24 protein-coding genes are annotated in these 23895 nt (G+C 71.0%); 17 read left to right on the forward strand and 7 right to left on the reverse strand.

Going from position 1 to position 23895, the window contains the following annotated elements:
* Positions 1–497 precede the first annotated feature (497 nt).
* The 7 genes from kdpF to P3T39_RS32235 all read left to right on the forward strand — a co-directional run bounded on the left by kdpF (position 498) and on the right by P3T39_RS32235 (position 10395).
* Positions 498–587: a K(+)-transporting ATPase subunit F gene (gene kdpF / locus P3T39_RS32205; protein WP_097237446.1), complete on the forward strand. Its 90-nt coding sequence runs from the start codon at positions 498–500 to the stop codon at positions 585–587.
* Between the two features lies 1 nt (position 588).
* Positions 589–2250, forward strand: coding sequence for a potassium-transporting ATPase subunit KdpA (gene kdpA, locus P3T39_RS32210; protein WP_280702782.1), 1662 nt, complete (start codon positions 589–591; stop codon positions 2248–2250).
* On the forward strand, positions 2250–4361 hold the full coding sequence (gene kdpB, locus P3T39_RS32215) for a potassium-transporting ATPase subunit KdpB (protein WP_280702783.1): 2112 nt from the start codon (positions 2250–2252) through the stop codon (positions 4359–4361). Before kdpA ends, kdpB begins: the two co-directional genes overlap by 1 nt.
* A gap of 13 nt (positions 4362–4374) precedes the next feature.
* Positions 4375–5004 (forward strand): potassium-transporting ATPase subunit KdpC, encoded by a 630-nt coding sequence (kdpC, locus tag P3T39_RS32220; RefSeq protein ID WP_280702785.1) that lies wholly within the window; start codon positions 4375–4377, stop codon positions 5002–5004.
* A 157-nt stretch (positions 5005–5161) separates the two neighbouring features.
* Entirely contained in the window at positions 5162–7714 is a 2553-nt protein-coding gene (locus P3T39_RS32225) for an ATP-binding protein (RefSeq protein ID WP_280702786.1), read from the forward strand.
* Between the two features lie 64 nt (positions 7715–7778).
* Positions 7779–8453 carry a response regulator gene (locus P3T39_RS32230; RefSeq protein ID WP_280702787.1) on the forward strand — a complete coding sequence of 225 codons (675 nt, stop codon included), beginning with the start codon at positions 7779–7781 and terminating at the stop codon, positions 8451–8453.
* A 598-nt stretch (positions 8454–9051) separates the two neighbouring features.
* Entirely contained in the window at positions 9052–10395 is a 1344-nt protein-coding gene (locus P3T39_RS32235) for a hypothetical protein (RefSeq protein ID WP_280702788.1), read from the forward strand.
* Between the two features lie 103 nt (positions 10396–10498).
* On the opposite strand, the gene P3T39_RS32240 is transcribed toward P3T39_RS32235, so the two are convergent.
* The 5 genes from P3T39_RS32240 to P3T39_RS32260 all read right to left on the reverse strand — a co-directional run bounded on the left by P3T39_RS32240 (position 10499) and on the right by P3T39_RS32260 (position 14992).
* Positions 10499–11257, reverse strand: coding sequence for a polysaccharide deacetylase family protein (locus P3T39_RS32240; RefSeq protein ID WP_348534414.1), 759 nt, complete (start codon positions 11255–11257; stop codon positions 10499–10501).
* Positions 11254–12588 (reverse strand): glycosyltransferase, encoded by a 1335-nt coding sequence (locus P3T39_RS32245; RefSeq protein WP_280702789.1) that lies wholly within the window; start codon positions 12586–12588, stop codon positions 11254–11256. The genes P3T39_RS32240 and P3T39_RS32245 overlap by 4 nt, the downstream gene beginning before the upstream one ends.
* Before the next feature lie 169 nt (positions 12589–12757).
* Entirely contained in the window at positions 12758–13045 is a 288-nt protein-coding gene (locus tag P3T39_RS32250; protein WP_045305943.1) for a metal-sensitive transcriptional regulator, read from the reverse strand.
* Between the two features lie 170 nt (positions 13046–13215).
* A complete protein-coding gene (locus tag P3T39_RS32255) occupies positions 13216–14484 on the reverse strand; it encodes a YbfB/YjiJ family MFS transporter (protein ID WP_280702791.1) in 1269 nt (422 codons plus the stop codon).
* A 178-nt stretch (positions 14485–14662) separates the two neighbouring features.
* Positions 14663–14992: a cation transporter gene (locus P3T39_RS32260; protein ID WP_280702792.1), complete on the reverse strand. Its 330-nt coding sequence runs from the start codon at positions 14990–14992 to the stop codon at positions 14663–14665.
* Between the two features lie 107 nt (positions 14993–15099).
* Here P3T39_RS32260 and P3T39_RS32265 point away from each other — a divergent pair, with 107 nt between their 5' ends.
* The gene (locus tag P3T39_RS32265; RefSeq protein WP_280702793.1) at positions 15100–15309 is read left to right on the forward strand and encodes a hypothetical protein; all 210 of its coding nucleotides are present in this window, start codon (positions 15100–15102) and stop codon (positions 15307–15309) included.
* 58 nt (positions 15310–15367) lie between these two features.
* On the opposite strand, the gene P3T39_RS32270 is transcribed toward P3T39_RS32265, so the two are convergent.
* Both P3T39_RS32270 and P3T39_RS32275 read right to left on the reverse strand, forming a co-directional pair.
* Positions 15368–16276, reverse strand: coding sequence for a M56 family metallopeptidase (locus P3T39_RS32270; protein ID WP_280702794.1), 909 nt, complete (start codon positions 16274–16276; stop codon positions 15368–15370).
* On the reverse strand, positions 16273–16641 hold the full coding sequence (locus P3T39_RS32275) for a BlaI/MecI/CopY family transcriptional regulator (RefSeq protein ID WP_280702795.1): 369 nt from the start codon (positions 16639–16641) through the stop codon (positions 16273–16275). The genes P3T39_RS32270 and P3T39_RS32275 overlap by 4 nt, the downstream gene beginning before the upstream one ends.
* Before the next feature lie 225 nt (positions 16642–16866).
* Between P3T39_RS32275 and P3T39_RS32280 the strand changes: the two genes are divergently transcribed.
* The 9 genes from P3T39_RS32280 to P3T39_RS32320 form a co-directional block, all read left to right on the forward strand.
* The gene (locus P3T39_RS32280; RefSeq protein ID WP_280702798.1) at positions 16867–18093 is read left to right on the forward strand and encodes an aminotransferase class I/II-fold pyridoxal phosphate-dependent enzyme; all 1227 of its coding nucleotides are present in this window, start codon (positions 16867–16869) and stop codon (positions 18091–18093) included.
* Between the two features lie 263 nt (positions 18094–18356).
* A complete protein-coding gene (locus P3T39_RS32285; protein WP_280702799.1) occupies positions 18357–18857 on the forward strand; it encodes a MaoC family dehydratase in 501 nt (166 codons plus the stop codon).
* A 40-nt stretch (positions 18858–18897) separates the two neighbouring features.
* On the forward strand, positions 18898–19728 hold the full coding sequence (locus tag P3T39_RS32290) for an SAM-dependent methyltransferase (RefSeq protein ID WP_280702801.1): 831 nt from the start codon (positions 18898–18900) through the stop codon (positions 19726–19728).
* A gap of 31 nt (positions 19729–19759) precedes the next feature.
* On the forward strand, positions 19760–20812 hold the full coding sequence (locus P3T39_RS32295; protein ID WP_280702802.1) for a class I SAM-dependent methyltransferase: 1053 nt from the start codon (positions 19760–19762) through the stop codon (positions 20810–20812).
* 73 nt (positions 20813–20885) lie between these two features.
* Positions 20886–21779 (forward strand): diiron oxygenase, encoded by an 894-nt coding sequence (locus P3T39_RS32300; RefSeq protein ID WP_280702804.1) that lies wholly within the window; start codon positions 20886–20888, stop codon positions 21777–21779.
* Positions 21780–21815: 36 nt separating this feature from the next.
* On the forward strand, positions 21816–22715 hold the full coding sequence (locus P3T39_RS32305; protein ID WP_280702805.1) for a hypothetical protein: 900 nt from the start codon (positions 21816–21818) through the stop codon (positions 22713–22715).
* Positions 22716–22767: 52 nt separating this feature from the next.
* A complete protein-coding gene (gene acpS, locus P3T39_RS32310) occupies positions 22768–23139 on the forward strand; it encodes a holo-ACP synthase (protein ID WP_280702806.1) in 372 nt (123 codons plus the stop codon).
* Between the two features lie 62 nt (positions 23140–23201).
* Positions 23202–23444: an acyl carrier protein gene (locus P3T39_RS32315; protein WP_280702807.1), complete on the forward strand. Its 243-nt coding sequence runs from the start codon at positions 23202–23204 to the stop codon at positions 23442–23444.
* A 110-nt stretch (positions 23445–23554) separates the two neighbouring features.
* The coding region (locus tag P3T39_RS32320; RefSeq protein ID WP_280702808.1) for an S-adenosylmethionine synthetase N-terminal domain-containing protein at positions 23555–23895 on the forward strand (341 nt) is incomplete at its 3' end.

The following is a 23895-nucleotide window of genomic DNA, read 5'->3' on the forward strand; positions in this document are numbered from 1 at the left end:
TCCAACCACGGCCGCAAGCCCGGCCAGTAACCCCCGTTGCCCACCCGGCGCCGAGTGCCACCGGCGCCGGGTGACGCCTCTTCGCAGTCTGTTCGCGGCCTCTTCGCGGCCCCGGGAAGACCGTCCCCGCCACGACAGCGGACGGACGGCCTCCCCGGGGCCGTCGGCATGTCCGACCTCGGGAAACGCGCCGTCGGCCCGGGGGGTGACACATTCCGGCCAAGGGCAGGTCTCGGGTGTGTGAAGCAGGCATCAAGGATGCATCAAGGTTTCCGATCCACCCGTATGGAGGGCGTCAGGGGCACGGGAACGGCGCGCGGTGGCTGGTTTGCTGCTTCTCGCCGGCCTCCCGTCGGTGTCGTGAGGGGCTTCCGGGGCGCCCGCGACCGGAGTCCCTGAACCACTTTGGTGGAGCCCATGCCCGATCTCATCTACGTCGGCGTCACGATCGTCGTGTTCGCCGCCCTGGCCCTGATTGCGAAGGGGGTCGAGAAGCTGTGAGTGCCGAGAACATCGCAGGTCTCATCGTCGCCGTCGCGCTGGTCGGCTACCTCGTCGTGGCGTTGATCTACCCGGAGAAGTTCTGACATGAGCTCCACTCTCGCGGGCTGGCTGCAGGCCGTCGCCCTGGTCGGCGCCCTGGCCCTGTGCTACCGCCCCCTTGGCGACTACATCGCCAAGCTCCTCACCACCGCCAAGCACCTCAGAGTCGAACGCGGTCTCTACCGCGTCATCGGCGTCGACGGCGACGCCGACCAGCGCTGGCCGAGCTACCTTCGCTCGGTGCTGGCCTTCTCCGCCGTCTCCCTTCTCTTCCTCTACCTGCTCCAGCGCACGCAGCAGTGGCTGCTGCTGAGCGTGGACAACAAGGCGGTCGAGGCGCACACGGCCTGGAACACCGCCGTGTCCTTCGTGACCAACACCAACTGGCAGTCCTACTCGGGTGAGTCCACCATGGGCCACCTGGTGCAGATGGCCGGTCTCGCGGTGCAGAACTTCGTCTCCGCCGCCGTCGGTATCGCCATCGTGGCCGCGCTGATCCGGGGCTTCACCCGCAACCGCACCGACCGCATCGGCAACTTCTGGGTGGACCTCACCCGGATCGTGCTGCGCCTGCTGCTGCCGCTCTCCATCGTCTTCGCCCTCGTCCTGGTGGCGAACGGCGTGATCCAGAACTTCCACGGCTTCCACGACATCGCGACCCTCGGCGGCGACACCCAGTCGATCCCCGGTGGTCCGGTGGCCTCGCAGGAGGCCATCAAGGAGCTGGGCACCAACGGCGGCGGTTTCTTCAACGCCAACTCGGCGCACCCCTTCGAGAACCCCAACGGCTTCACCAACTGGCTGGAGATCTTCCTGCTGCTGGTGATCTCCTTCGCGCTGCCGCGCACCTTCGGCAAGATGGTCGGCGACAACCGCCAGGGCTACGCGATCGTCGCGGTGATGGGCCTGTTCTGGGTCGCCTCCGCAGCGCTGATGACCCTCGCCGAGCAGCACCACGGCGGTGCCGCGCTGCAGGCGGCGGGCGGCGCGATGGAGGGCAAGGAGCAGCGCTTCGGCATTGCCGCCTCCAGCCTCTTCGCGACTTCCACCACGCTCACCTCCACGGGTGCGGTCGATGCGGCGCACGACTCGCTCACCCCCTTCGGCGGTGGCCTCACGATCTTCAACATGATGCTCGGCGAGATCGCCCCCGGCGGTACCGGCTCCGGCCTGTACGGCATGCTGATCCTGGCAATCGTCGCGGTCTTCGTGGCGGGTCTGATGGTCGGCCGGACGCCCGAGTACCTGGGCAAGAAGCTCGGTTCGCGGGAGATGAAGTTCGCCTCCCTCTACATCCTGACCACCCCGACCATCGTGCTGGTCGGCACCGGCCTCGCGATGGCGCTGCCGGGTGAGCGGGCGGGGATGCTGAACTCCGGTGCGCACGGCTTCTCGGAGGTGCTGTACGCGTTCACCTCGGCGAGCAACAACAACGGTTCGGCGTTCGGCGGTATCACCGTCAACACCGAGTGGTACGACACCACGCTCGGCCTGGCGATGCTGTTCGGCCGCTTCCTGCCGATGGTGTTCGTCCTGGCGCTGGCCGGCTCGCTCGCCCAGCAGCAGCCCGTCCCCGCCACCCCGGGCACCCTGCCCACCCACAAGCCGCTGTTCGTGGGCCTGCTGTCGGGCGTCGTCCTGATCGTCGTCGGCCTCACCTACTTCCCGGCCCTGGCTCTCGGGCCGATCGCGGAAGGTCTCCACTGATGTCGTCCACCCTTACCCCCACCCCGGTCGAAACGACCGAGGCAGCTGCTCCGCACAGAGTCTCCGGCGGCCTGCTCGACCCCAAGCTGATCCTGTCCTCGCTGCCGGACGCGGTGAAGAAGCTCGACCCCCGGGTCATGGTCAAGAACCCGGTCATGTTCGTGGTCGAGGTCGGCTCGGTGGTCACCACAGTCTCCGCGATCGCCAACCCGAGCGTGTTCGCCTGGGCGATCACCATCTGGCTCTGGCTGACCACGGTCTTCGCCAACCTGGCCGAGGCCGTCGCCGAGGGCCGCGGCAAGGCGCAGGCCGACACGCTGCGCCGGACCAAGACCGACACCACCGCCCGCCGCCTGCTCAACTGGCCTGCCGCGCAGGACGAGGAGGAGGTCTCGGCGACCGCGCTCCAGCTCGGCGACCACGTGGTGGTCGAGGCCGGGCAGATCATCCCGGGCGACGGCGACGTCGTCGAGGGTGTGGCCAGCGTCGACGAGTCGGCGATCACCGGTGAGTCCGCGCCGGTGATCCGCGAGTCGGGCGGTGACCGCAGTGCGGTGACCGGCGGTACCAAGGTGCTGTCCGACCGGATCGTGGTCAAGATCTCCTCGGAGCCCGGCAAGACCTTCATCGACCGGATGATCGCCCTGGTCGAGGGCGCCTCCCGGCAGAAGACGCCGAACGAGATCGCGCTGAACATCCTGCTGGCCTCGCTGACGATCGTCTTCCTGATCGCGGTGGTGACCCTGCAGCCGATGGCGACCTTCGCGGGCGCCCCGCAGTCGATGATCGTGCTGGTGGCGCTGGTCGTGGCACTGATCCCGACCACCATCGGTGCGCTGCTCTCCGCGATCGGTATCGCGGGTATGGACCGCCTCGTGCAGCGCAACGTGCTGGCGATGTCGGGCCGTGCGGTGGAGGCGGCGGGTGACGTCAACACCCTGCTGCTGGACAAGACCGGCACCATCACCCTGGGCAACCGCCAGGCCGCCGAGTTCCAGCCGGCCAAGGGTGTGAGTGTCGACGAACTCGCCGATGCCGCCCAGCTCTCCTCCCTCGCGGACGAGACCCCCGAGGGCCGTTCGATCGTGGTCCTGGCCAAGACCGAGTACGGCCTGCGGGCCCGGGCCCAGGGCGAGCTGACGCACGCCACCTGGGTGCCGTTCACCGCGCAGACCCGGATGTCCGGCGTCGACCTCGACGAGGCCGACGGCGTGCACTCGGTCCGCAAGGGCGCGGCCGGTTCGGTCACCAACTGGGTCACCGAGAACGGCGGTACGGTCGGCAAGGACGTCGCGGAGCTGGTCGACGGGATCTCCGCGGCCGGTGGCACCCCGCTGCTGGTCGCCTCCCGGATCGGGGCCAAGGCCCCGCGTGCCCTCGGCGTCATCTACCTCAAGGACGTCGTCAAGGAGGGCATGAAGGAGCGCTTCGACGAGCTGCGCCGGATGGGCATCAAGACCATCATGATCACGGGTGACAACCCGCTGACGGCCAAGGCGATCGCCGAGGAGGCCGGGGTCGACGACTTCCTGGCCGAGGCGACGCCCGAGGACAAGATGGCCCTGATCAAGAAGGAGCAGGAGGGTGGCAAGCTGGTCGCGATGACCGGTGACGGCACCAACGACGCTCCGGCCCTCGCCCAGGCGGACGTCGGCGTCGCGATGAACACCGGGACCATGGCGGCCAAGGAGGCCGGCAACATGGTCGACCTGGACTCCAACCCGACCAAGCTGATCGAGATCGTCGAGATCGGCAAGCAGTTGCTGATCACCCGTGGTGCCCTCACCACCTTCTCGATCGCCAACGACGTCGCCAAGTACTTCGCGATCATCCCGGCGATGTTCGCCAGCGTGTACCCGGGCCTGGGTCACCTGAACATCATGGCGCTGCACAGCCCGACCTCGGCGATCACCTCGGCGATCATCTTCAACGCACTGGTGATCATCGGCCTGATCCCGCTCGCCCTGCGCGGTGTCAAGTACCGTCCGTCCGACGCCAGTTCGCTGCTCCGCAGGAACATCGGCGTCTACGGTTTCGGTGGTCTGATCGTCCCGTTCATCGGGATCAAGCTGATCGACCTCGTCGTGCAGTTCATCCCCGGCCTGAGCTGAGAGAAGCAAGGAAATGTCCAAGCCACTGCCCACCGCCGTGCGCACGCACGCGACCGCGCTGCGGATGCTGCTGGTGATGACCGTGATCCTCGGTCTCGCCTACCCGCTGCTGGTCACCGGGATCGGCCAGGTCGCCTTCGCGAGCAAGGCGAACGGTTCGATCGTCAGCTCCGACGGCAAGGAGATCGGTTCCAGCCTGCTCGGCCAGAACTACAACCTGCCCAAGAAGAACCCGGACGACCCGAAGGAGGAGGCCCAGCCGGACCCGAAGTGGTTCCAGCCGCGTCCCGCCGCCAACGGGTACGACGGGAAGAACTCGGGTGCCTCCAACCTGGGCCCGAACAGCCCCGACCTGCTGAAGCTGGTCGAGGACCGGCGGGCAGCGGCGGCGGCCTTCGACGGCGTCGACCCGGCCACCGTTCCGGTGGACGCGCTGACCGCCTCCGGCTCCAGCCTGGACCCGAACATCTCGGTCGCCTACGCCAAGGAGCAGGTGGCGCGTGTCGCCAAGGCCCGCAACCTCTCGGCGGACACGCTCAACGGGCTCATCGCCAAGTACACCCAGGGCCGCTCCCTCGGTTTCCTCGGCCAGGACGGAGTCAACGTCGTCCTGCTCAACAAGGCGCTGAGCGAGCAGAAGTGACAATGTCACAGTTCATTCAGTTCACTCGGCTCGTCCAGTGAACCGACCGACCCGGGTGCGGGGGGACAACTCCCCGCACCCGGGTCGGTCTCCCATGTGTCCCCATACTGTGCCGATCCCCGAGCACGCCGCCCTTCGTACGGAAAGAGCAGCGCCCATGTCCCGTGACCTCACCCCCGGCACCCTCACCCGCCGCGGGCAGCTGAGGGTGTACCTCGGCTCGGCACCCGGTGTCGGCAAGACGTACCGGATGCTGGACGAGGCGCGCAGACGGCAGGAGCGCGGGGCGGACGTGGTGGTCGGGTACATCGAGTGCCACGGCCGCCGGCACACCGAGAACATGCTGGGGGGCCTCGACCTGATCCCGCGTCTGACCCGCACCTACCGGGAGACCGCCTTCCAGGAGATGGACCTGGAGGCGGTGCTCGCCCGCCGTCCCTCCGTGGTCCTGGTGGACGAGCTCGCGCACACCAACATCCCCGGCGGACGCCACGCCAAGCGCTGGCAGGACATCGACGAGCTGCTGGACGCGGGCATCGACGTCATCACCACCGTCAACATCCAGCACCTGGAGTCGCTCAACGACGTGGTGCAGAAGATCACCGGCATCCCGCAGCGGGAGACCGTCCCCGACGAGGTGGTCCGGCGGGCCGACCAGATCGAACTGGTCGACATGGCACCGCAGGCGCTGCGCCGCAGGATGGCCCACGGCAACGTCTACAAGGCGGAGAAGGTGGACGCCGCGCTCTCCAACTACTTCCGCGTCGGCAACCTGACCGCGCTGCGCGAACTCGCCCTGCTCTGGGTGGCCGGACGGGTGGACGAGGGTCTGCGCGACTACCGGGCCAGCCACAACATCGACCGGGTCTGGGAGACCAGGGAGCGCGTCGTGGTCGCCCTCACCGGCGGACCCGAGGGCGAGACCCTGATCCGCCGCGCCGCCAGGATCGCCGACCGTACGGCCGGTGGCGAGCTGCTCGCCGTCCACATCACCCGCAGCGACGGCCTCGCCGGGGCCTCGCCGGGAGCGCTCGCCCAGCAGCGACGACTGGTGGAGACCCTCGGGGGCAGCTACCACGTGGTGATCGGCGACGACATCCCCACCGCCCTGCTGGCCTTCGCCCGGGGCCGCGACGCCACCCAGCTGGTGCTCGGCACCAGCCGCCGGGGCCGGATCAACCGTTTCCTCACCGGGCCCGGTATCGGCGAGACCACCGTGGACGCCTCCGAGGACATCGACGTCCACATGGTCACCCACGAGTTCACCGGACGCGGCAAGCTGCCCTCACTCGGCCGCCGCCACTCCAAGCGCCGCACCATCGCCGGGTACCTATCCGGCCTCGTGCTGCCTTCGGTGCTGACGGCGGTGCTCTCCCAGTTCCACCACCAGATCAACCTCACCACCGACGCACTGATCTTCCAACTCGGCGTGGTGGCCGTCGCGTTGCTCGGCGGGGCGGTCTCCGCGCTGCTGGCCTCGCTGGTCGCCTCGCTGCTGCTGAACTACTTCTTCATCCCGCCCGTCCACACCTTCACCATCGGCGAGACCAACAACGTCATCGCCCTGCTGGTCTTCGCCGCCGTCGCGCTCACCGTCTCCACCGTGGTGGACCACGCGGCCAGACTGACCGCCCGGGCGGCCCGCGCCACCGCCGAGGCCGAGACGCTCTCCACCCTGGCCGGCAGCGTGCTGCGCGGCGCCGACGCGGTACCCGCGCTGCTGGAGAAGTCCCGTACCGCCTTCGCCATGGACTCCGTCGCCCTGCTCGACCGCACCAGCGGCGAGGTGCTGGCCCGCAGCGACGCCGAGGGTTCGGGCGAGGGCGAGCGCGAGAGCAGCCCCGGTGCCTCGGTCACCGAGATCGCGGTCGGCAGCGACGCCGTGATGATCCTGACGGGCCGTCGCCTCCCGGCCGCCGACCAGCGGGTCCTGACCGCCTTCGCCGCACACGTCGCCGCCGCACTGGAACGCGACCGGCTCGCCACCGTCGCCGCCGAGGTCGAGCCGATCAAGGCCGCCGACCGGATGCGCACCGCGCTGCTCGCCGCCGTCAGCCACGACCTGCGCACCCCGCTGGCCGCAGCGCTCGCCTCCATCGGCTCGCTGCGCAGCCCGGACGTCGAGTTCTCCCCGGAGGACGAGGCCGAACTCCTCGACATGGCCGACGAGGCGCTGGTCAAACTCACCCGGCTGGTGGACAACCTGCTCGACATGAGCCGCCTCCAGGCGGGTGCCCTCACGCTCCACCTGGCGCCCACCCACCTCGACGAGGTCCTGCCGCGCGCCCTGGACTCCCTGTCCGACCCCGATGCCCCCGTCCAGCCGCTCGACCTCGACACCGCCCCGCCGGTGCTGGCCGATCCGCCGCTGCTGGAGCGGGTGCTGGCCAACGTCATCACCAACGCCCTGCGCCACAACGCCCCCGGCGCACCCGTCCTGGTAGCCGCCAGCGGCTACCAGGACCAGGTCGAGATCCGGATCATCGACAGAGGCCCCGGCATCGCCCCCGAGGACCGCGACCGGGTGTTCCTGCCCTTCCAGCGCCTCGGCGACACCGACAACACCACCGGTGTCGGCCTCGGCCTCGCGCTCTCCCGGGGCCTCGCCGAAGCCATGGGCGGCAGCCTGGAGGTCGAGGACACCCCCGGCGGCGGGACCACCATGCTGCTCACCCTGCCCGCCGCCGGTCCGGGAGGAGTGCCCGTATGAGCAGGCGAGAAACCGAGAGGTACGCATCTCACGCAGCGAGCGACCAGCTTGGTGAGGTGGACGCATGAGTCACATCCTGGTCGTGGACGACGAACCGCAGTTGCTGCGCGCGCTGCGGATCAACCTGCACGCGCGCGACTACGCGGTGCTCACGGCGGCCACCGGCGCCGAGGCGCTGGAGTCCGCCGGACGCCTCGTCCCCGACGCCGTCCTGCTCGACCTCGGTCTGCCGGACCTGGACGGCATGGACATCATCCGGGGCCTGCGGGCCTGGAGCGCCATGCCGATCATCGTGCTGTCCGGCCGGAGCACCACGGTCGACAAGGTGCACGCCCTGGACGCGGGGGCCGACGACTACCTCACCAAACCCTTCGTCATGGACGAACTCTTCGCCCGCTTACGGGCGGTACTGCGCCGCCCCGGAACGGACGAGGCGAAGGCGACGGTGACGGTCGGCGAGTACGTCGTCGACATTCCGGCCACCACCGTGACCGGCCCTGGCGGTCCGGTGCGGCTCACCCCGACCGAGTGGAAGATCCTCACCCTGCTGCTTGCCACCCCTGGACGTCTGGTGCCAGGACGGCAGATCCTGCGCGAGGTCTGGGGGCCGGACGCGGAGGAGCACGGCAACTACCTGCGGGTCTACCTCGCGGGCCTGCGCCGGAAACTGGAGTCCAACCCGGCCCGCCCGCGCCACCTGATCACCGAGCCGGGGATCGGGTACCGATTCGAGCCGTGACAGCGGATCAGCTTCCGGTGATCAGCCGTCAAGAGAGCGTCAAGATCGGCCCCGGGGCCGCAAAGGACGCGTCAGGGGCGGCGGTCGCAGACTCCGGCCGCGCATAGCGTCAGCGGTGAGGAAACGGTCCTGCTCCTCGGGGGAGAGGCAGACCGTGTCCACGCCGGTGGAGACCTTCACCGTTCAACCACCGGCGGCCAGGTGATAGGGGAGGGGACGCGCGGCCATGACAGCGGGTCAATCGGGCAGACCGGTCCGTCCGGCAGGGGAGACACGTCCGCCGGGGGCGGCGGACGCCGGCGAGGCCGGCCCGAGATCCGCGTCGCGCGCCCCCCGCACCTCGACTGTGGGGGGCACAACACCTCCGGGACCGGCTGCGAGCACCTCACCGCCGCAGCCGGCCCAGGGAGGCGCGCCCGGCCGCCGGGCCGGGCGCAATCCGGGGGAACGCGAAGCCCCGCACCTGCGTGGCGGGTCGGCCGCCCGGTTCCCCGCACCGCTGCGGCGAGGCATCGCTGCCGTCCTGAAACCCGTTGCGCGGAGCCGAAGTTACCGGCAGACACCCCGACTTCTCAGGATCCTCACCGCTCTCTGCCTCGTGGCCCTGCTCACCGTGGGAGCCGTCGCCGCCACCGTCCTCGGCGGCGCCCGCGCAGGCACCGACACCATCGGCCACGACAAGGCCCCGCAGGCCATCCGCGCCGCAGACCTCTACTTCGCGCTCGCCGACATGGACGCCCAGGCGGCCAACCTGCTGCTCACCGGCGCCGACCCCGACTACGCCGCCCTGCGCACCCGGACGCAGCGCACCTACGAACAGCGCCGCGCCCAAGTCGACTCCGACCTCCAGGGCGCCGCCGAGGCCGCCATCGGCGACCCGGGCGGCGAACGGGCCGTGCACACCGTCATCGACGACCTCGGCCAGTACGAGAGCCTGGTCGCCCGCGCCCAGCTGCTGGAGGACCAGGCCCACGCCCCGGCCGGCCGCCCGTCCGGCGACGCGCTCACCGCCTACCGCCAGGCCACCGACCTGCTGCGGCAGCAACTCCTGCCCGCCGCCGACCAGGTGACCGCCACCAACGCAGCCGCCGTCGACCACGTCTACACCGCGCAGCAGGCCGACCTCGCCGCCGGACGCTGGTGGCTGCTGGCCGCAGGGCTGGCGGCGCTCGCCGCGCTCGTCCTGCTCCAGCGCACCCTCGCCGTCCGCTTCCGGCGGATCCTCAACCCGCCGCTGCTCGCGGTCACCGTGCTCACCGCCCTCGCCGTCGCGGTGGGCCTCGGCCTCGCCGCCGCGGCCGACCGCCACCTGCTCGTCGCCAAGGGCAACGCCTACGACTCGGTGATCGCCCTCAGCCGCGCCCGTGCCGTCGCCTACGACATGAACGCCGACGAGAGCCGCTACCTCACCGACCCCACCCGGGCCGCCGCGTACGAGCAGAGCTACCTCGACAAGAGCCAGTCCCTGGCCCGCCTCGGCGGCGCCACCCTCGCCGACTACGACACCCGGCTGGGCGCCGCCCACGCTGCCCACCGGGCCGACCCGCAGGCCAAGGTGCCCTTCGACGGCTTCCTCGGCGCCGAGCTGCGCAACATCACCTTTCCCGGTGAACAGCAGGCGGTGGATCAGGTGTTGGCGAGCTATCAGCAGTACCAGCAGGACGACCTCAGGATCCGCGAACTGCGCGAGCAGGGCCACCTCAAGGACGCCGTCACCTTCGACACCGGCACCGCTCCCGGTCAGTCCAACGCCGATTTCGGACGTCTCTCCGACGCGATGGACCAGGTCCTCGCCATCAACCGGCAGTCCCTGGACCGCGCGGTCACCGCCACCGACCACGCCCTCGGATCCGGCCTCGCCGTCGGCGGCGGGATCCTGCTGGCGGGCGCACTGGCGCTGACCGTCCTCGGTGTCCGCCCGCGCCTGCGCGAGTACCGCTGACCCCGGCTCGCGGCCGTCCTCGGCGACCCTGCGGTCTGACCCGGGCGCACCGCCATCGGACCCATGAGCGCGGAACGACCACGTTCTCAGGGGCGCGAGGTTGTCAGGCCGGGGCCACGGCCTCGGTCCAGTGCTCTCGCAGCGGGCCCAGCCGCAGCCCCCGGGCCTGGCAGGCGCCGATCAGGCGCGGTAGCGCGCCGAGCGTGGAGCGCCAGGCGCCCGGCGCGGAGGTGCAGTCCGAGTCGTGGAGCAGCACGGTACCGCCGCCTGCCAGCCTGCGGGTCACCGTGCGGTACACCGAATCGGGGCTGGCGCCGGCCGTCCAGTCGCGACCCCAGGTGCTCCAGAGCACCGGCGTCAGTTCCAGCTCCCGGGCGGCGGCCAGTGCACCGGCCGTCAGTACACCGTACGGCGGCCGGTACCGGGTGGGCCGCTCGCCCGTCAGGTCGGCGATCACGTCCCGGGCCCGGGCTATGTCGTCGCGTACCGCGCCCGGAGTGCGGGCGAGCAGACAGCGGTGCTCGTACCCGTGCACGGCGATCTCGTGGCCCGCCGCGACCAGTTCACGGCCCAGGCCGGGGGCGCGGACCAGCATCCGGCCGAGCAGGAAGAAGGTCGCCTGCACGCCCGCCTTGTCCAGCTCCCGCAGGAAGGCCGGAGTGGAGGCCGGGTCGGGTCCGTCGTCGAAGGTCAGCGCAACATGGTCCGGAGTGCCGTGCCCGCACAACTCGGGGGTGAGCCAAGGCCGGAGTGCGTTGAGGGCGCTGAGCGCGGGCGCGGCGTGCGCCACCGCCAGCGAGGTCGCCGCCAGCGCGCCGGACACTGTCAGGGCCTTGGCCACGGGGTGAATCAAGCTGCTCAAGAGGCCATCTCCCGGGTCTCCGCACGCCGGGATGCCGGCGCTGCGGGCGTTGTGCGAGCGGCGTGGGTGGCGTGCGCGGCCGGCGCGGCGGGCGCGGTCAGGACGGCGCCCGCCAGGGCCGCTACCACCTGATCGGCCGGGACGGCCGTCTCGGAGGGCGCCGCCGGGGCCGAGCCCAGTGCCGCCCGCAGCAGCGGGGCGAGCTGCTCGGGGGTTCGTATCCACGGGGCGAGCCCGGCCTCGTCCAGTGCCGCGGCGTTGGTGACACCGTGTCCCGGCAGGCAGCGATAGCTGACCACGGGGACACCGGAGGCCATCGCCTCCAGGGAGGTGAGCCCGCCCGCGTTCTGCACCACGACGTCCGAGGCGCGAAGCAGCGCGGGCATGTCGTCCACCCAGCCGAGCGCCACGCCCACGCCTTCCCTGACCAGCCGTTCACGCAGTGCCTCGTTCCGGCCGCACACCGTGACCGGCGTGGCCAGACCGGTGGCCGCGATCTCCCGGGCGGCCAGCTCCACCTCGCCCACACCCCAGGATCCGGCCACCACCAGCACGACCGGGCGGCCCGTCGGCAGCCCGAACCGTACGCGCTCGCAGAGCTGTTCGTCCTCGGAGGCCGCGGGGCGGAACTCCGGCCCGACCATCGGCCCGCAGACCAGTACGCCGACGGCCCGGTGATCGCGGGCCTGGACGGCGGCCACCGGGTGCAGTGCCAGGTGCAGATCGACCCCGCGGGCCACCCACAGCGGGTGCACCGACATGTCGGTGAGGAAGGTGACCACCGGTGCCGCGAGCCTGCCGCGCCGGCGGAGCCTGCCCAGGGCCTGGCTGGCCAGCGGGTAGGTCGACACCACGGCGCCCGTGTCGGGGCCGATCACCGCGCGGGTCCGCCGGGCGGCGGCGCAGCCCGCGAGTGCGCTGACCAGCGCCGAGGACCAGCGGTGCCGCTGCAGGCTCTCCAACAGCCAGCCCCAGGCCCATGGCGCGACCCGCAGTTCCAGCTCGTAACTCGCGCGGAGAATCCGGCCCCATCCCGGCGGCAGCAGATCGAGGAAGTCGTGGCAGTCGACCGCGAGTCCGAACTTCCTCAGACGGCGGACCAGTTCGCGGGCAGCGCCGTCATGTCCGGCTCCGATGCTCGCGGACACCACCGTGACCCGTCGGGGCGGGACGCGGTGGAGCCGGGCGCTGTGGGGCGGCTGCGCCGGCAGGTGCTGCTGCGTGGGGTCCGCCGCGCGTCGGGGCACGCGTTTCGGCACATCGAGCCCCTGCGCCCCGCCGTCGCCCGTTGCGCCGTGCTCGGACGGCTCCGGTGTATGGGGCTGAGACATCAAGGACTCCTCGCACAGGACCGGAACCTCCGTCCGGCAGTGCGGCCCAGCATCAACCCGCGAGCCTGAAGCCAGCCTGAAGCAAGCTGAAGACCCCTTCAGCGGACACGGTGCGAAAGGGGTCTTCGGTAGAACTCGCGTACTGCTCGGGGAGCGGTGGCCCGGAGCGTCAGGAGCGGACCAGCCGGGCGATGGCGGCGTTGGCTTCCTTCAGCTTGAGGGCGGCCTCGTCGCCACCGGCGCTGACGGCGTTGCTGACGCAGTGCGCGAGGTGCTCCTCCAGCATCTGGAGAGCGAAGGACTGGAGGGCGCGGGTGCTGGCTGAGACCTGGGTGAGGACGTCGATGCAGTAGGTGTCCTGCTCGACCATCCGCTGGAGGCCCCTGATCTGGCCCTCGATGCGGCGCAGTCTCTTGAGGACGTCGTCCTTGTGGTTGCTGTAGCTGTGGTCGACCATGGGCCTACTCCGGTTCCCTCATATGCTCGGCTCTCGCCCGCTCGGGGCGGATCCCACCCTTTTCCGGGGCGGCCATCGGCAGTGCCCGCCGGATCTCTGTCGGTGTGTCACTCGCTGCGGCTGCCTGGCGGACATGTGCGGACGTGTGCCAGGTCACTCACCAGCTTACTTTACCCGGGGACGGTATCGGTCGGAACGGCTGCGCCGGACGGGACCAGGGTGCGCTGGGCGAGCGCGGTGACGGCGGCGACCGCCAGCAGCACCGCGCCGATCGCCAGCCCGGCAGTGGTGCCGCTCGGTCCGTCGGAGAGGGTGCCCGCCAGCAGCGGGCCCAGGCACTGACCGAGGGCGAAGACGGTGGTCAGCCCGGCGATGGCGGCCGTCCAGCAGCGCTCGGGCAGGCTGTCCCTGGCGCAGGTGGTCACGGCGGTGATCACGGAGAGGAAGGCCGAGCCGAAGAGCAGCGCGGAGCCGTACGAGACCAGGGCGTTCGAGGAGAGCAGGGGGAGCGTCGCCGCAACGGCGGTGACGGCCATCAGCAGTGCACTGCCGCGTCCGCCCCGCAGCCGTCCGAGGACCCCGCCCCAGGCGAATCCGGCCACCACGGCGGCGCTGCCGAGCGCGATCCAGAAGGTGGTGATCAGGCCGTTTCCGGCACCGTGACCGCGCAGATGGGCCACGATGAAGGTCATGTAGGCGATGTAGCCGGCGCCGAACAGGCCGTAGGAGACGAGCAGCGCGAGCAGCGGTCGGGCGGGCCAGCGCAGGCCGGGTCGGGCCCCGCGGTGCCCGGCGGGCGGAGCGGACCGGGCCGAGCCCGGCAGGCAGGCGGGGACGGCAGCCAGCGAGAGGGCGGCGAGCACCAGCCAGGCCGTGCGCCAACTTCCCTCTGCGGAGCTGCCCATGACGAGCGGGACGGCGGCTCCTGAGACGGCCACGCCGAGGCCGCCACCGGCGAAGTACACCCCGAGCAACAGGGCGGAGCGGCCCGGTGCGGCCCCGGCGCCCAGGCGGGCGGCGAGCGTGCCGCCGACGATCAGTGCGATGGCGCCCGCCGTCCCGGCCACCAGACGGACCACGAGCAGATAGGCGAGGTCCGCGAAGGCCGCCGTGGCGGCCAGTGAGAGGACGATGGCGGTCAGGCTCCCGATCAACGCGGTGCGTTCGCCGCGCCGGGCGGCGACGGAGGGTGCGGCCAGCGCTCCGGCGAGGTAGCCGACCGCGTTGGCGGTGGTCAGAGCGCCCGCGGTGGCCAGCGACCAGTGCAGGGAGGTGCGCATCGCGGGCAGGACGAGCGCGTAGGCGAAGCGGCCGAGCCCCAGCGAGACGGCCGGTGCGGTGGCGAGTCCGAGAGCGGTCGCCATCGAGCGGGCCAGTCCGGGAGGTGCCGCCGTGTTCGTGGAGCTGCTTGCAGTTTCGGCAAGTTGACGGATCGTCATGAGACTCCTTGGCGAGGCCGAGCGAGCCGCGGGTACCGTCGTCGTCGTTTCTGGGCGGTGCTCGCGTCCTGCGGTGCACGGCCGGTCCACCGGTCCGCAGGGTGTCCCGGAATGCGGTGGGCCCGGGGTGTGCGCGGCGGTGCCGGCCTCGCGCACACCCCGGGGTGCTCCGGGTGGCTCAGGCTCGGGCGTGCTCCACCAGCTCGTAGCCGGCCTCGTCGATCGCCTCGGCCACGTCGCTGCGCTCCAGTGGCTGGTCGCTGTCGACGGTGACGTTGCCGGAGGCGAGGTCGACGGCCACCGCACTGACGCCCGCGAGCTTCTTCAGCTCGGCGGTGACGGAGCTGACGCAGTGTCCGCAGGTCATGCCCTGGACCAGGTAGGTCTCGCGGACGCCGGTGGCAGCGGAGGGGGCGTCGGCAGCGGCGCCGGTCCCGCACGAGCCCCCGCCGCAGCAGGAGGAGGCTGCGGCCTTGGTGACGTCGTCGGTGAGGAGGTTCTCGGACATCGGATGCTCCCTTTGCTGGGTTTCTCGCGTGCTCTCGCGTCAGGCGGTCCGGCGGCCTCGTCGGCCACCGACCCGATGAACATACTATACCCCCCTAGGGTACAGTCATGCCTCGATTGGCACTCGACGGGCGCGCGGATCCGCTCGTGGGTGACCAGGGCCTGCTTCGGCTGGGTGAGCTCGTCGAACTCGCCGATGCCGGTCGGGACCGGGCAGGTGATCTCGCCGACTCGGCCCTTGCCCAGCACGGCACCGCCACCCTCGCCGCCGCGACGGACGTGCTGCGGAACCTTGCGGAGATCTACGACCGGCTCTGACACCACGGTCGGTTCGGCCCAGGCCGGTTAGGTCGAGGCCGGTTCGGCCCGGGCTGCCTCAGCCCAGGGTGGGGCCGCAGGTGACGAAGTACGGGAGGGCCGGAGCGCAGAGTGCGAGGAGCAGGAGGGCGGTCCGGGCTGCCGGGTGGAGTCCGCCCCGGGGGCGCAGCAGGCGCTTGAGGCGCAGCAGTACGGTGGGCCCGCCTGCGGCGAGTGCGGTCTGCGGTACGCCGCCCGCGGCCACCTCGCACATCGCGGCGGCGAGCGCCTTCGGTGTGCAGCTGCGCAGCGCGTGGTCGTCGGCGACCATCTCCAGCAGGTCGGCGGTCTGGGTGCGGGCGGCCCGGGCGAGCGGCAGTCCCGGGAAGGCGCGGGCGAATCCCTCGGTGAGAGCGAGTGAGAGATGGTGCCGTCCGCGCAGGTGGGCGCGTTCGTGTTCGAGGACCGCGTGCAGCTGATCGGGCGTCAGGGCCGCCAGGGTGCCGCTGGTCAGGACGACGCGCGGCTGTGGCCCGGGCAGGCAGTACGCGGCCGGGGTGTCGTGCTCCAGCACGACCGCGTGCAGTCGGGGCTCGGGCCGTCCGGCCAGGTCCAGTAGTGCGAGATGGCGGCGGCGGTGGCTGCGGGAGCGGACGAGCACGGCGCCGAACCAGGCGAGCGGCCAGGCGGCGGCGAGGGCGATCGGCACCAGCAGGCCGGGCCCCTCGGCGGCGCGTTCGGTCGCGGGCGTCCCGGTCCCGCCGAGCCAGACGTCGAGAACTCCGAGCAGTCCGTGCAGGTGCTGCCCGGTGCGGGTGAGGTGGTACGCGGTCAGGGCGAGGGCGATGACGAACGAGAGCATCAGCGCCCGCCAGAGCGCCAGGGCGGCCTTGGGGGAGCGATGGGCCCAGCGTGCGCGGGCGAGGGCGGCCGGCGCCGCCCATCCCACCACGGTGGCGTAGCCGGCCAGGACGGCAGCGGCGATCACTGCTGGTCGGCTCGGTCGATGGCCAGGAGTGCCTGGCGGAGCGCCTCCTGCTCGTCGGGGGAGATCTGCTCGACGAACCGGGCGAGCGCGGTGGAGCGGTCCGGGCTGACACCGAGGGCGTCGTGCATCAGGGCCGCCGTGTACGCCTCGCGGCTGCGCGTGGGCTGGTAGACCCAGGCCCGGCGCTCCTTCTCGCGGCGCAGGTGGCCCTTGTGGTAGAGGATGTCGGCGACGGTCATCACGGTGGTGTAGGCGACGGCGCGTTTCCGGTTGAGGTCGTCGACGATCTCCCGGACGGTGGCCGGTCGCCCCCAGGTCCACAGGCGGTCCATGATCTCCGCCTCCAGGTCTCCCAGTCGTCGCACGCTGACGTCCCCTCCTCGTCGCACCGCCCGTCTGCGGTGCTCATGGTAGACGAAATCCTCCTTCCGGCGGGAGACCGGGCCGCTGCGGCCAATACCATCGGGGGGTATGGTATTAATCTCACCTGTTGCATCACTGCACGTCAAGTGTCCTTCGGAACAGCGAAGTTGAAGAATCCACGACGTCATCACTGTGCGGACGGCGCCGGGGCGGGCATTCTGGCCGACATGACAACCACCGCAACCAGCGCTGCCGGAGCCCCCGTCGCCGCGCCGAACGGCCATGCCCGCCCGCAGACCCGCGCCGTCCACATCACCGCCCCCGAGCCCCCGGGCAGCCGCCCGCTGAGCGTGCCGCTCTACCAGACCTCCGGCTTCGCCTTCGAGGATCCGGACGCCATCGCCGACGCCATGGCGGGACCCGACGGCGCCTTCGTCTACACCCGGCGCGGCAACCCGACCACCCGGGCGCTGGAGTCGGCGCTCGCCGATCTGGAGGGTGGCGCGGCAGCGATGGCCACCGCGTCCGGGATGGGGGCGATCAGCTCCGTCCTGCTCTCGCTGCTGCGGCCCGGCGACCATGTGATCGCTCAGCAGTGCCTGTACGGCGGCACCTTCTCGATCCTGTCCGACCTCGCCGAACGCTACGGCGTCGAGGTCACCGCCGTCACGGGCGACGATCCCGCCGAGGTCCGGGCCGCGCTGCGCCGCAACTCCCGGCTGCTCTACCTGGAGACCATCGCCAATCCCACCACCCAGGTGGTGGACCTGCCTGCGCTGCTCGCCGTGGGCCGCTCGGCCGGGCTGATCGGCGTGGTGGACAACTCGCTGGCCACGCCGCTGCTCTGCCGGCCGATCGAGTGCGGCGCCGACATCGTGGTCCACTCCACCACCAAGTACCTGGGCGGGCATTCGGACGTGATCGGCGGCGCGGCCGTCTTCGCGGACCGGGCGCGTCACCGAGAGGTCTGGCAGCGGGCGGTCGAACTCGGCGCCACCGCAGACCCCTTCGCCGCCTGGCTGACCATCCGGGGCATCCAGACACTCCCGCTGCGGATGCGTCAGCACTGCGAGAACGCCTCCTTCCTGGCCCGGCGGCTGGCGGCGCACCCGGCAGTGACGGCCGTCCACTGGCCGGGCCTGGAGAGCCACCCCGGCCACCGGGTGGCCCGGCGGCTGCTCTCGGGGTACGGCGGGGTGCTCGCCTTCGACCTGGCCGGGGGCCGGGAGGCGGGCCGCCGCTTCATCTCCTCGGTCGAGCTCGCCTCGCTCGCCCTGTCACTGGGCGGCGTGGAGACGCTGGTCACCCACCCCGCCAGTACCTCGCATCGTGAACTCGCCCCGGAGCAGCTGGCCTTGGCGGGGATAGGCGCGGGCACCGTACGGGTCGGTGTGGGCATCGAGCATCCCGAGGACCTGTGGGCCGACTTCCGGCAGGCGCTGGCCGGGCTCTGAGTCGACCGGTATCGCCTCCCCTCTGCCTCACTTCGATCGAACGCAGATGGACGGGCCGGTCGCACCGATGCCGTTGCGACCGGCCCGTCGGCGTCACCACCCGGGCGCCCACCCGCATCCATCCCCGATCCATCCAAAGATTTGTATTGACCAAATTATTGGCAGCCTCGTATGTTGTTCACGGCCCTGAAGCGCCATCCCACTCCTGATCGAGACGGTGTGCGGCCGGCCCGGTCGTGCGCACACGCAGACAAGAGGCACTCATGTACTACTTCGAGGACTTCGCCGCCGGGGACGTGTTCGACCTCGGCACGGTCGCCCTGACGGAGCAGGAGATCATCGACTTCGGCCGTCGCTGGGATCCGCAGCCCTTCCACACCGACCCGGAGCAGGCGGCCGGCTCCCCGTACGGCTCGCTGATCGCCAGCGGCTGGCAGACGGCGTCGATGTTCATGCGCCGGTACGTCGACGGGCTGCTCGCCGACAGCGCATGCGCCGGATCGCCCGGCGTGGACGAGATCCGCTACATCCGCCCGGTGCGGGCGGGCGACGTACTCACCGCCAAGGTGTACATCCTCGGCTCCGGGCCGTCGTTCGGCCGTCCGACCACGGGCATCGTCAAGCCCCGCTGCCAGCTGGAGGCGGCGGACGGGACGGTCGTCTTCAGCATGATCCTGCACAGCATCTTCGAACGGCGGGGCGAGCGCGAACTGGTCGGCAGCCGGCCCTCGGCCGGGTTCTCGCCGGACCCGGTGCACCCGTAACTCCCGTACTCCATCAGCGAACCAGACAAGGGGGACCTCCGTGGAGGCCGTATCCCGTACCGCCCAGTGGACCGCCGCAGCGCGCGCCCTGGAATCCGAGCGCACCGACGCCCTGTTCGTCGACCCGTACGCCCGGATCGTCGCCGCCGACACCGGTTTCAAACTGCTCGACCGCTACGCAGGGGCCGGGACGGTCGAGTTCCTGGCCATCCGGACCGCCTACCTGGACGGTGCGATCAAGAAGGCCGTCGCCGAACAGGGCGTCCGACAGGTCGTCTTCCTCGCCACCGGCATGGACACCCGTCCCTACCGGCTGCCGTGGCCCGAGGGCGTCACCGTCTACGAGCTGGACCGGCCCGCGCTGCTGGAGACCAAGGCACGGATGCTCGACGAGGCAGCCGCCGAGCTGCCCACCGGAGTCACCCGCCACCCGATCGCCGTGGACCTCGCGGGGGAGTGGTCCTGCGCGCTGCGCGCCGCCGGCTGGCAGGAGGAGACGCCGACCCTGTGGGTGGTGGAGGGCCTGCTCTTCTTCCTCCCCGAGGACGCGGTGCGCAGGCTGCTCACCACCGTCGGCTCGCTCTCCGCCCGGGGCAGCGTGCTGCTCGGCGACTTCGCCAGCCGGGTCTCCCTGATCAACCCGATGGCCCGGCCGTTCCTGAACGCGCTCAAGGAGGACGGCAACCCGTGGCTGTTCGGCACCGACCACCCCGAGAGCTTCCTGAACGAGTGCGGCTGGCTGCCCCGGGAGGTGAAGCAACCCGGTGACGAGGGCGCGGAGTTCGACCGCTGGCCGTACACCGTGGTGGCCCGCGAGACACCCGGTGTGCCCCGCTCCTTCCTGTTCACCGCCGACCTGCCGCAGGGCTGAGTACCCGGAACTTCCGTCAGGAGAAGCCGAGATGACCACCGAGACCATCGAGCAGTTCCACCAGCGGGTGATCAACGATGCGGGTGCGGCCGTCCGCGGCCTGACCGTCGCCCTCGGCGAACGCCTCGGCCTGTACCGGGCGCTGCTCGGTGCCGGACCGCTGACCATCGACCAGGTCGCCGAGCGGGCCGACGTCCACCCGAGGTACTCCCGAGAGTGGTTGCACGCGCAGGTCGCCGCGGACTACGTCGCGTACGACCCCGAGGCCGACACCTTCGAGCTGACCGCCACCCAGGCCGCCGTCCTCGCCGATCAGGACAGCCCCACCTACGCCGCCGCCTTCTTCACCGCCCTCAAGGCCCTCTACGCCACCGAGGACCAGCTCGTCGAGGCGTACCGCACCGGCGGCGGCGTCGGCTGGGCCGCGCACCATGCCAGCCTGGACTCCGGTATGGGCAGCTACTTCCTGCCCGGCTACCGGGCCAACCTCGTCCAGCGCTGGCTGCCCGCCCTGGACGGCGTCACCGACAGGCTCGCCGCCGGCGGCCGGGTCGCCGACATCGGCTGCGGCCCCGGCCACGCCACCCTGCTGATCGCCCAGGCCTTCCCGAACGCCGTCGTCCACGGCTACGACTACTCCGAGGAGGCGATCGGCCAGGCCCGCGAGAACGCCCGCGCGGCCGGACTCGCCGACCGGGTGCTCTTCGAGGTCGCCACCGCCGACGGCATCCCCGGCGGCGACTACGACCTGATCACCTTCTTCAACGTTATGCACGACCTCGGTGACCCGGAGACGGCCGCCCGCCAGGTCCTGGGAGCCCTCGCCCCCGACGGCGTCTGGATGATCGTCGAACCCAACGCGCACGCGGCCGTCAGCGACAACGTCAGCCCGGCCGGCCGGATGTTCATGGGCCTGTCGGCGGTGATGTGCCTGCCCGTGGCGGCCGCCGAACAGGGCCCGTACGCGCTGGGCAACCACGCCGGGGAGGAGACCTTGGGCGTCATCGCCAAGGATGCCGGCTTCACCCGCTGGCGCCGGGCCGCCGAGAGCGCCGTCAGCGCCGTGTACGAAGCACGCCCCTGAGTCTCCCGAGCCTCCTGAGCATCAACTCATCCACGGTATCCACGATGTCCACGGTATCTACGGAGAAGACCAGATGACCACTGCCACCCTCGAGCTCACCGACCGGTTCCGCGAACTCCTCGACCGGCTCTCGCAGAAGTCCGTCGAGGACTACTACAACCCGTACCAGAGCTTCGACTGGGCCGACAGCCTGCCCGAGGATCGGTACTGGATGAGCCCCGACCTGGTCTCCGTCCACGGCTCCGCGCTGTACGACGAGCTCGACGAGGACACCCTCAAGCGGCTCTCCAAGTGGGAGAGCATCAACTTCTACAGCCTCAATGTGCACGGCATCCGCGAGCTGATCATCGAGGTCATGGACCGGATCCACACCCCGGGCTTCGAGGTGCCCTCGGACTTCTTCCACCACTTCATCGGTGAGGAGAACGAGCACATGTGGTTCTTCGCCGAGTTCTGCCGCCGTTACGGCGGCAAGATCTACGCCGGCGCCGCCCTGAAGTCCGCCCCCGCCGAGAAGCGCTCGCCCGAGGTGGAGAACTTCCTGGTCTTCGCCCGGATCCTGTTCTTCGAGGAGATGGTCGACCACTACAACATGCGGATGGGGCAGGACGAGACGCTCCACGAGACGATCCGCCAGGTCAACCGGATCCACCACCAGGACGAGTCCCGGCACATCGCCTTCGGCCGCGAACTGGTCTCCCACCTCCACGGCCGGATGAAGGCCCGCGTGGACGAGGACGAACTGCGCGAGGTCGAGGCCTACCTGAAGCGGTACATCGTCTTCAGCCTGCACTCCTTCTACAACCCCCACGTCTACCGCGACGCCGGTATCGCCGACCCGCTGGCCATGCGGGACGCGCTGATCGCGGACGAGGGCCGAAAGGCCGTCCAGCGCAAGGTCGTCCGCAAGCCGATGGCCTTCTTCCTCAAGTCCGGCATCTTCGCCGACGACACCCTGCCGGACTGAACTCCCCTTCCCTCACCCCACCCTGGGAGGTGGCCCATGAGCCCCGTTACCAGCCCTCCTCTCGGCGCCGCTGCCGCCGCTGCCGCTGTCGAGACCACCGTCGAGACCCCCGTCGAGCGCAACGGCCTCTCCGTGCTCGGCCCCGAGGCAACCGCCCTGCTGCGCCTGCTCGACGACACCTTCGCCGCCTGGGGCACCGACGCCGGCGCGACGGCCATGACCATGCCGCCGCTGCTCCCGGCCGCCGACCTGGCCAGACTGGACTACTACGACAACTTCCCGCACCAGGCGATCCTCGCCTCGCCGCTGGACCTCGCCGAGCGAGAGCGCCACCCCTTCGACCACGACCGGGGCACCTTCGCCTGCAACGCCCTGGAACCCGCCGCGCTCGGGCTGCCCTCGGCCGCCTGCTACGGCGTCTACCTGCACCACGCGGGCACGAGACTGCCCGCCGACACCCTGGTGACGGTGGCCGGCCGATGTTTCCGCAAGGAGACCGAGTACGAGAACCTGCGCCGCCTGCTCGGCTTCCATATGCGCGAGATCATCGCACTCGGCTCGCGCGACCACGCCGAGGCGCACCTGCGCACCTTCACCGAGAAGATCGGCGCCTTCGCCGAGGCCCTGGAGCTCCCACTGCGCAGAGAGGCTGCCACCGACCCCTTCTATGACCGGGGTGGTGCGCGCCTTCTGCTTCAGCAACTCTCGCCGGTCAAGCACGAGTTCCTGTACGAGGACCTGGCCATCGCCTCCGTCAACGTGCACCGGAACTTCTTCGGCGAGCGCTGTGACATCACCCAGGCCGAGTCCGGCGAGCCCGTCTTCACCAGCTGCGTCGCCTTCGGCCTGGAGCGCTGGCTCTCCGCCCTCACCCGTCGGCACGGCAGCTGGCAGGCCGCCACCGCCGCCGTCGCGTGGGCGCGATCGGCGGTCTGACATGGTGGCAGGCTCCGTACCTGCCCGCGCCCCTGGCTGGGCGAACCTCGGCATGGACATCGTCTCCGCACAGCGCGTCCGCCAGATGGTGGCCGACCACGGCGAGTCCTTCCTGCTGCGGATGCTGACCCAGCAGGAGCTGGCCGACTGCCGCACGGACGAGGGGCTCAACCTGCTCACCGTCTGCGGACGGATCGCGGCCAAGGAGGCGGCGTTCAAGACACTGCGCGTCGCGGACCGGATCCTGCCCTGGCTCGACATCGAGGTCCACCGGGCCGACGGCGGCTGGCCGCTGATCGAACTGCGCGGCCGGGCAGCCCAGTTGGCGCAGGACGCGGGCATCGAAGGTATCACCGTCAGTATCAGCCACGACGTGGACTACGCCGTCGCGGTCGGGGCACCGGTGCTGAGCACCGGCAACTGAAGCCCCCACTCTCCCCCTCCTGTACCACCCCACCCTCCACCCCACCGAAGAGGAGCACCACCATGTCCGCAGAGCTGCAGCAGGTCAAGAACTGGATCCTCAAGCGCCACCCCGAGCGCCAGGACATCGCCGGTGACCTCGACCTGATCGAGAACCGCCTCATCGACTCGCTCTCCTTCGTCGAGTTCGTCTTCCTGCTGGAGCAGACGAGCGGCCGGACGATCGACATGGAGTCCCTGGAGGTCGACCACCTGCGCACCCTGAACATCATCGAGGCCCGGTTCTTCGGCGTCACCGTCCACTGAACCACTCGTCCGTACTGACGAATCCTCCCTCCGGTCCGGGCGGCTCGACCGCACAGAGCCGCCCGGCGGGCTCCTGCCCGCTGCCCACCCAATTGAAGGGGCCTGCTGCCATGGCACGCCGACTGTTCACCTCCGAGTCCGTGACCGAAGGCCACCCGGACAAGATCGCGGACCAGATCAGCGACGCGATCCTCGACGCGCTGCTGCACGGCGACCCGTCCTCCCGGGTCGCCGTCGAGACCCTGGTCACCACCGGCCAGGTCCACGTGGCCGGTGAGGTCACCACCTCCGCCTACGCGGACATCGCCACCCTGGTGCGCGAGGCCGTGCTCAGGATCGGCTACGACTCCTCGGCCAAGGGCTTCGACGGTGCCTCCTGCGGTGTCTCGGTGTCGATCGGCGCGCAGTCGCCGGACATCGCGCAGGGTGTCGACACCGCGCACGAGCACCG

Origin of the sequence: Kitasatospora sp. GP82, from assembly GCF_029892105.1 — a bacterium.
Classification (GTDB): Bacteria; Actinomycetota; Actinomycetes; order Streptomycetales; family Streptomycetaceae; genus Kitasatospora.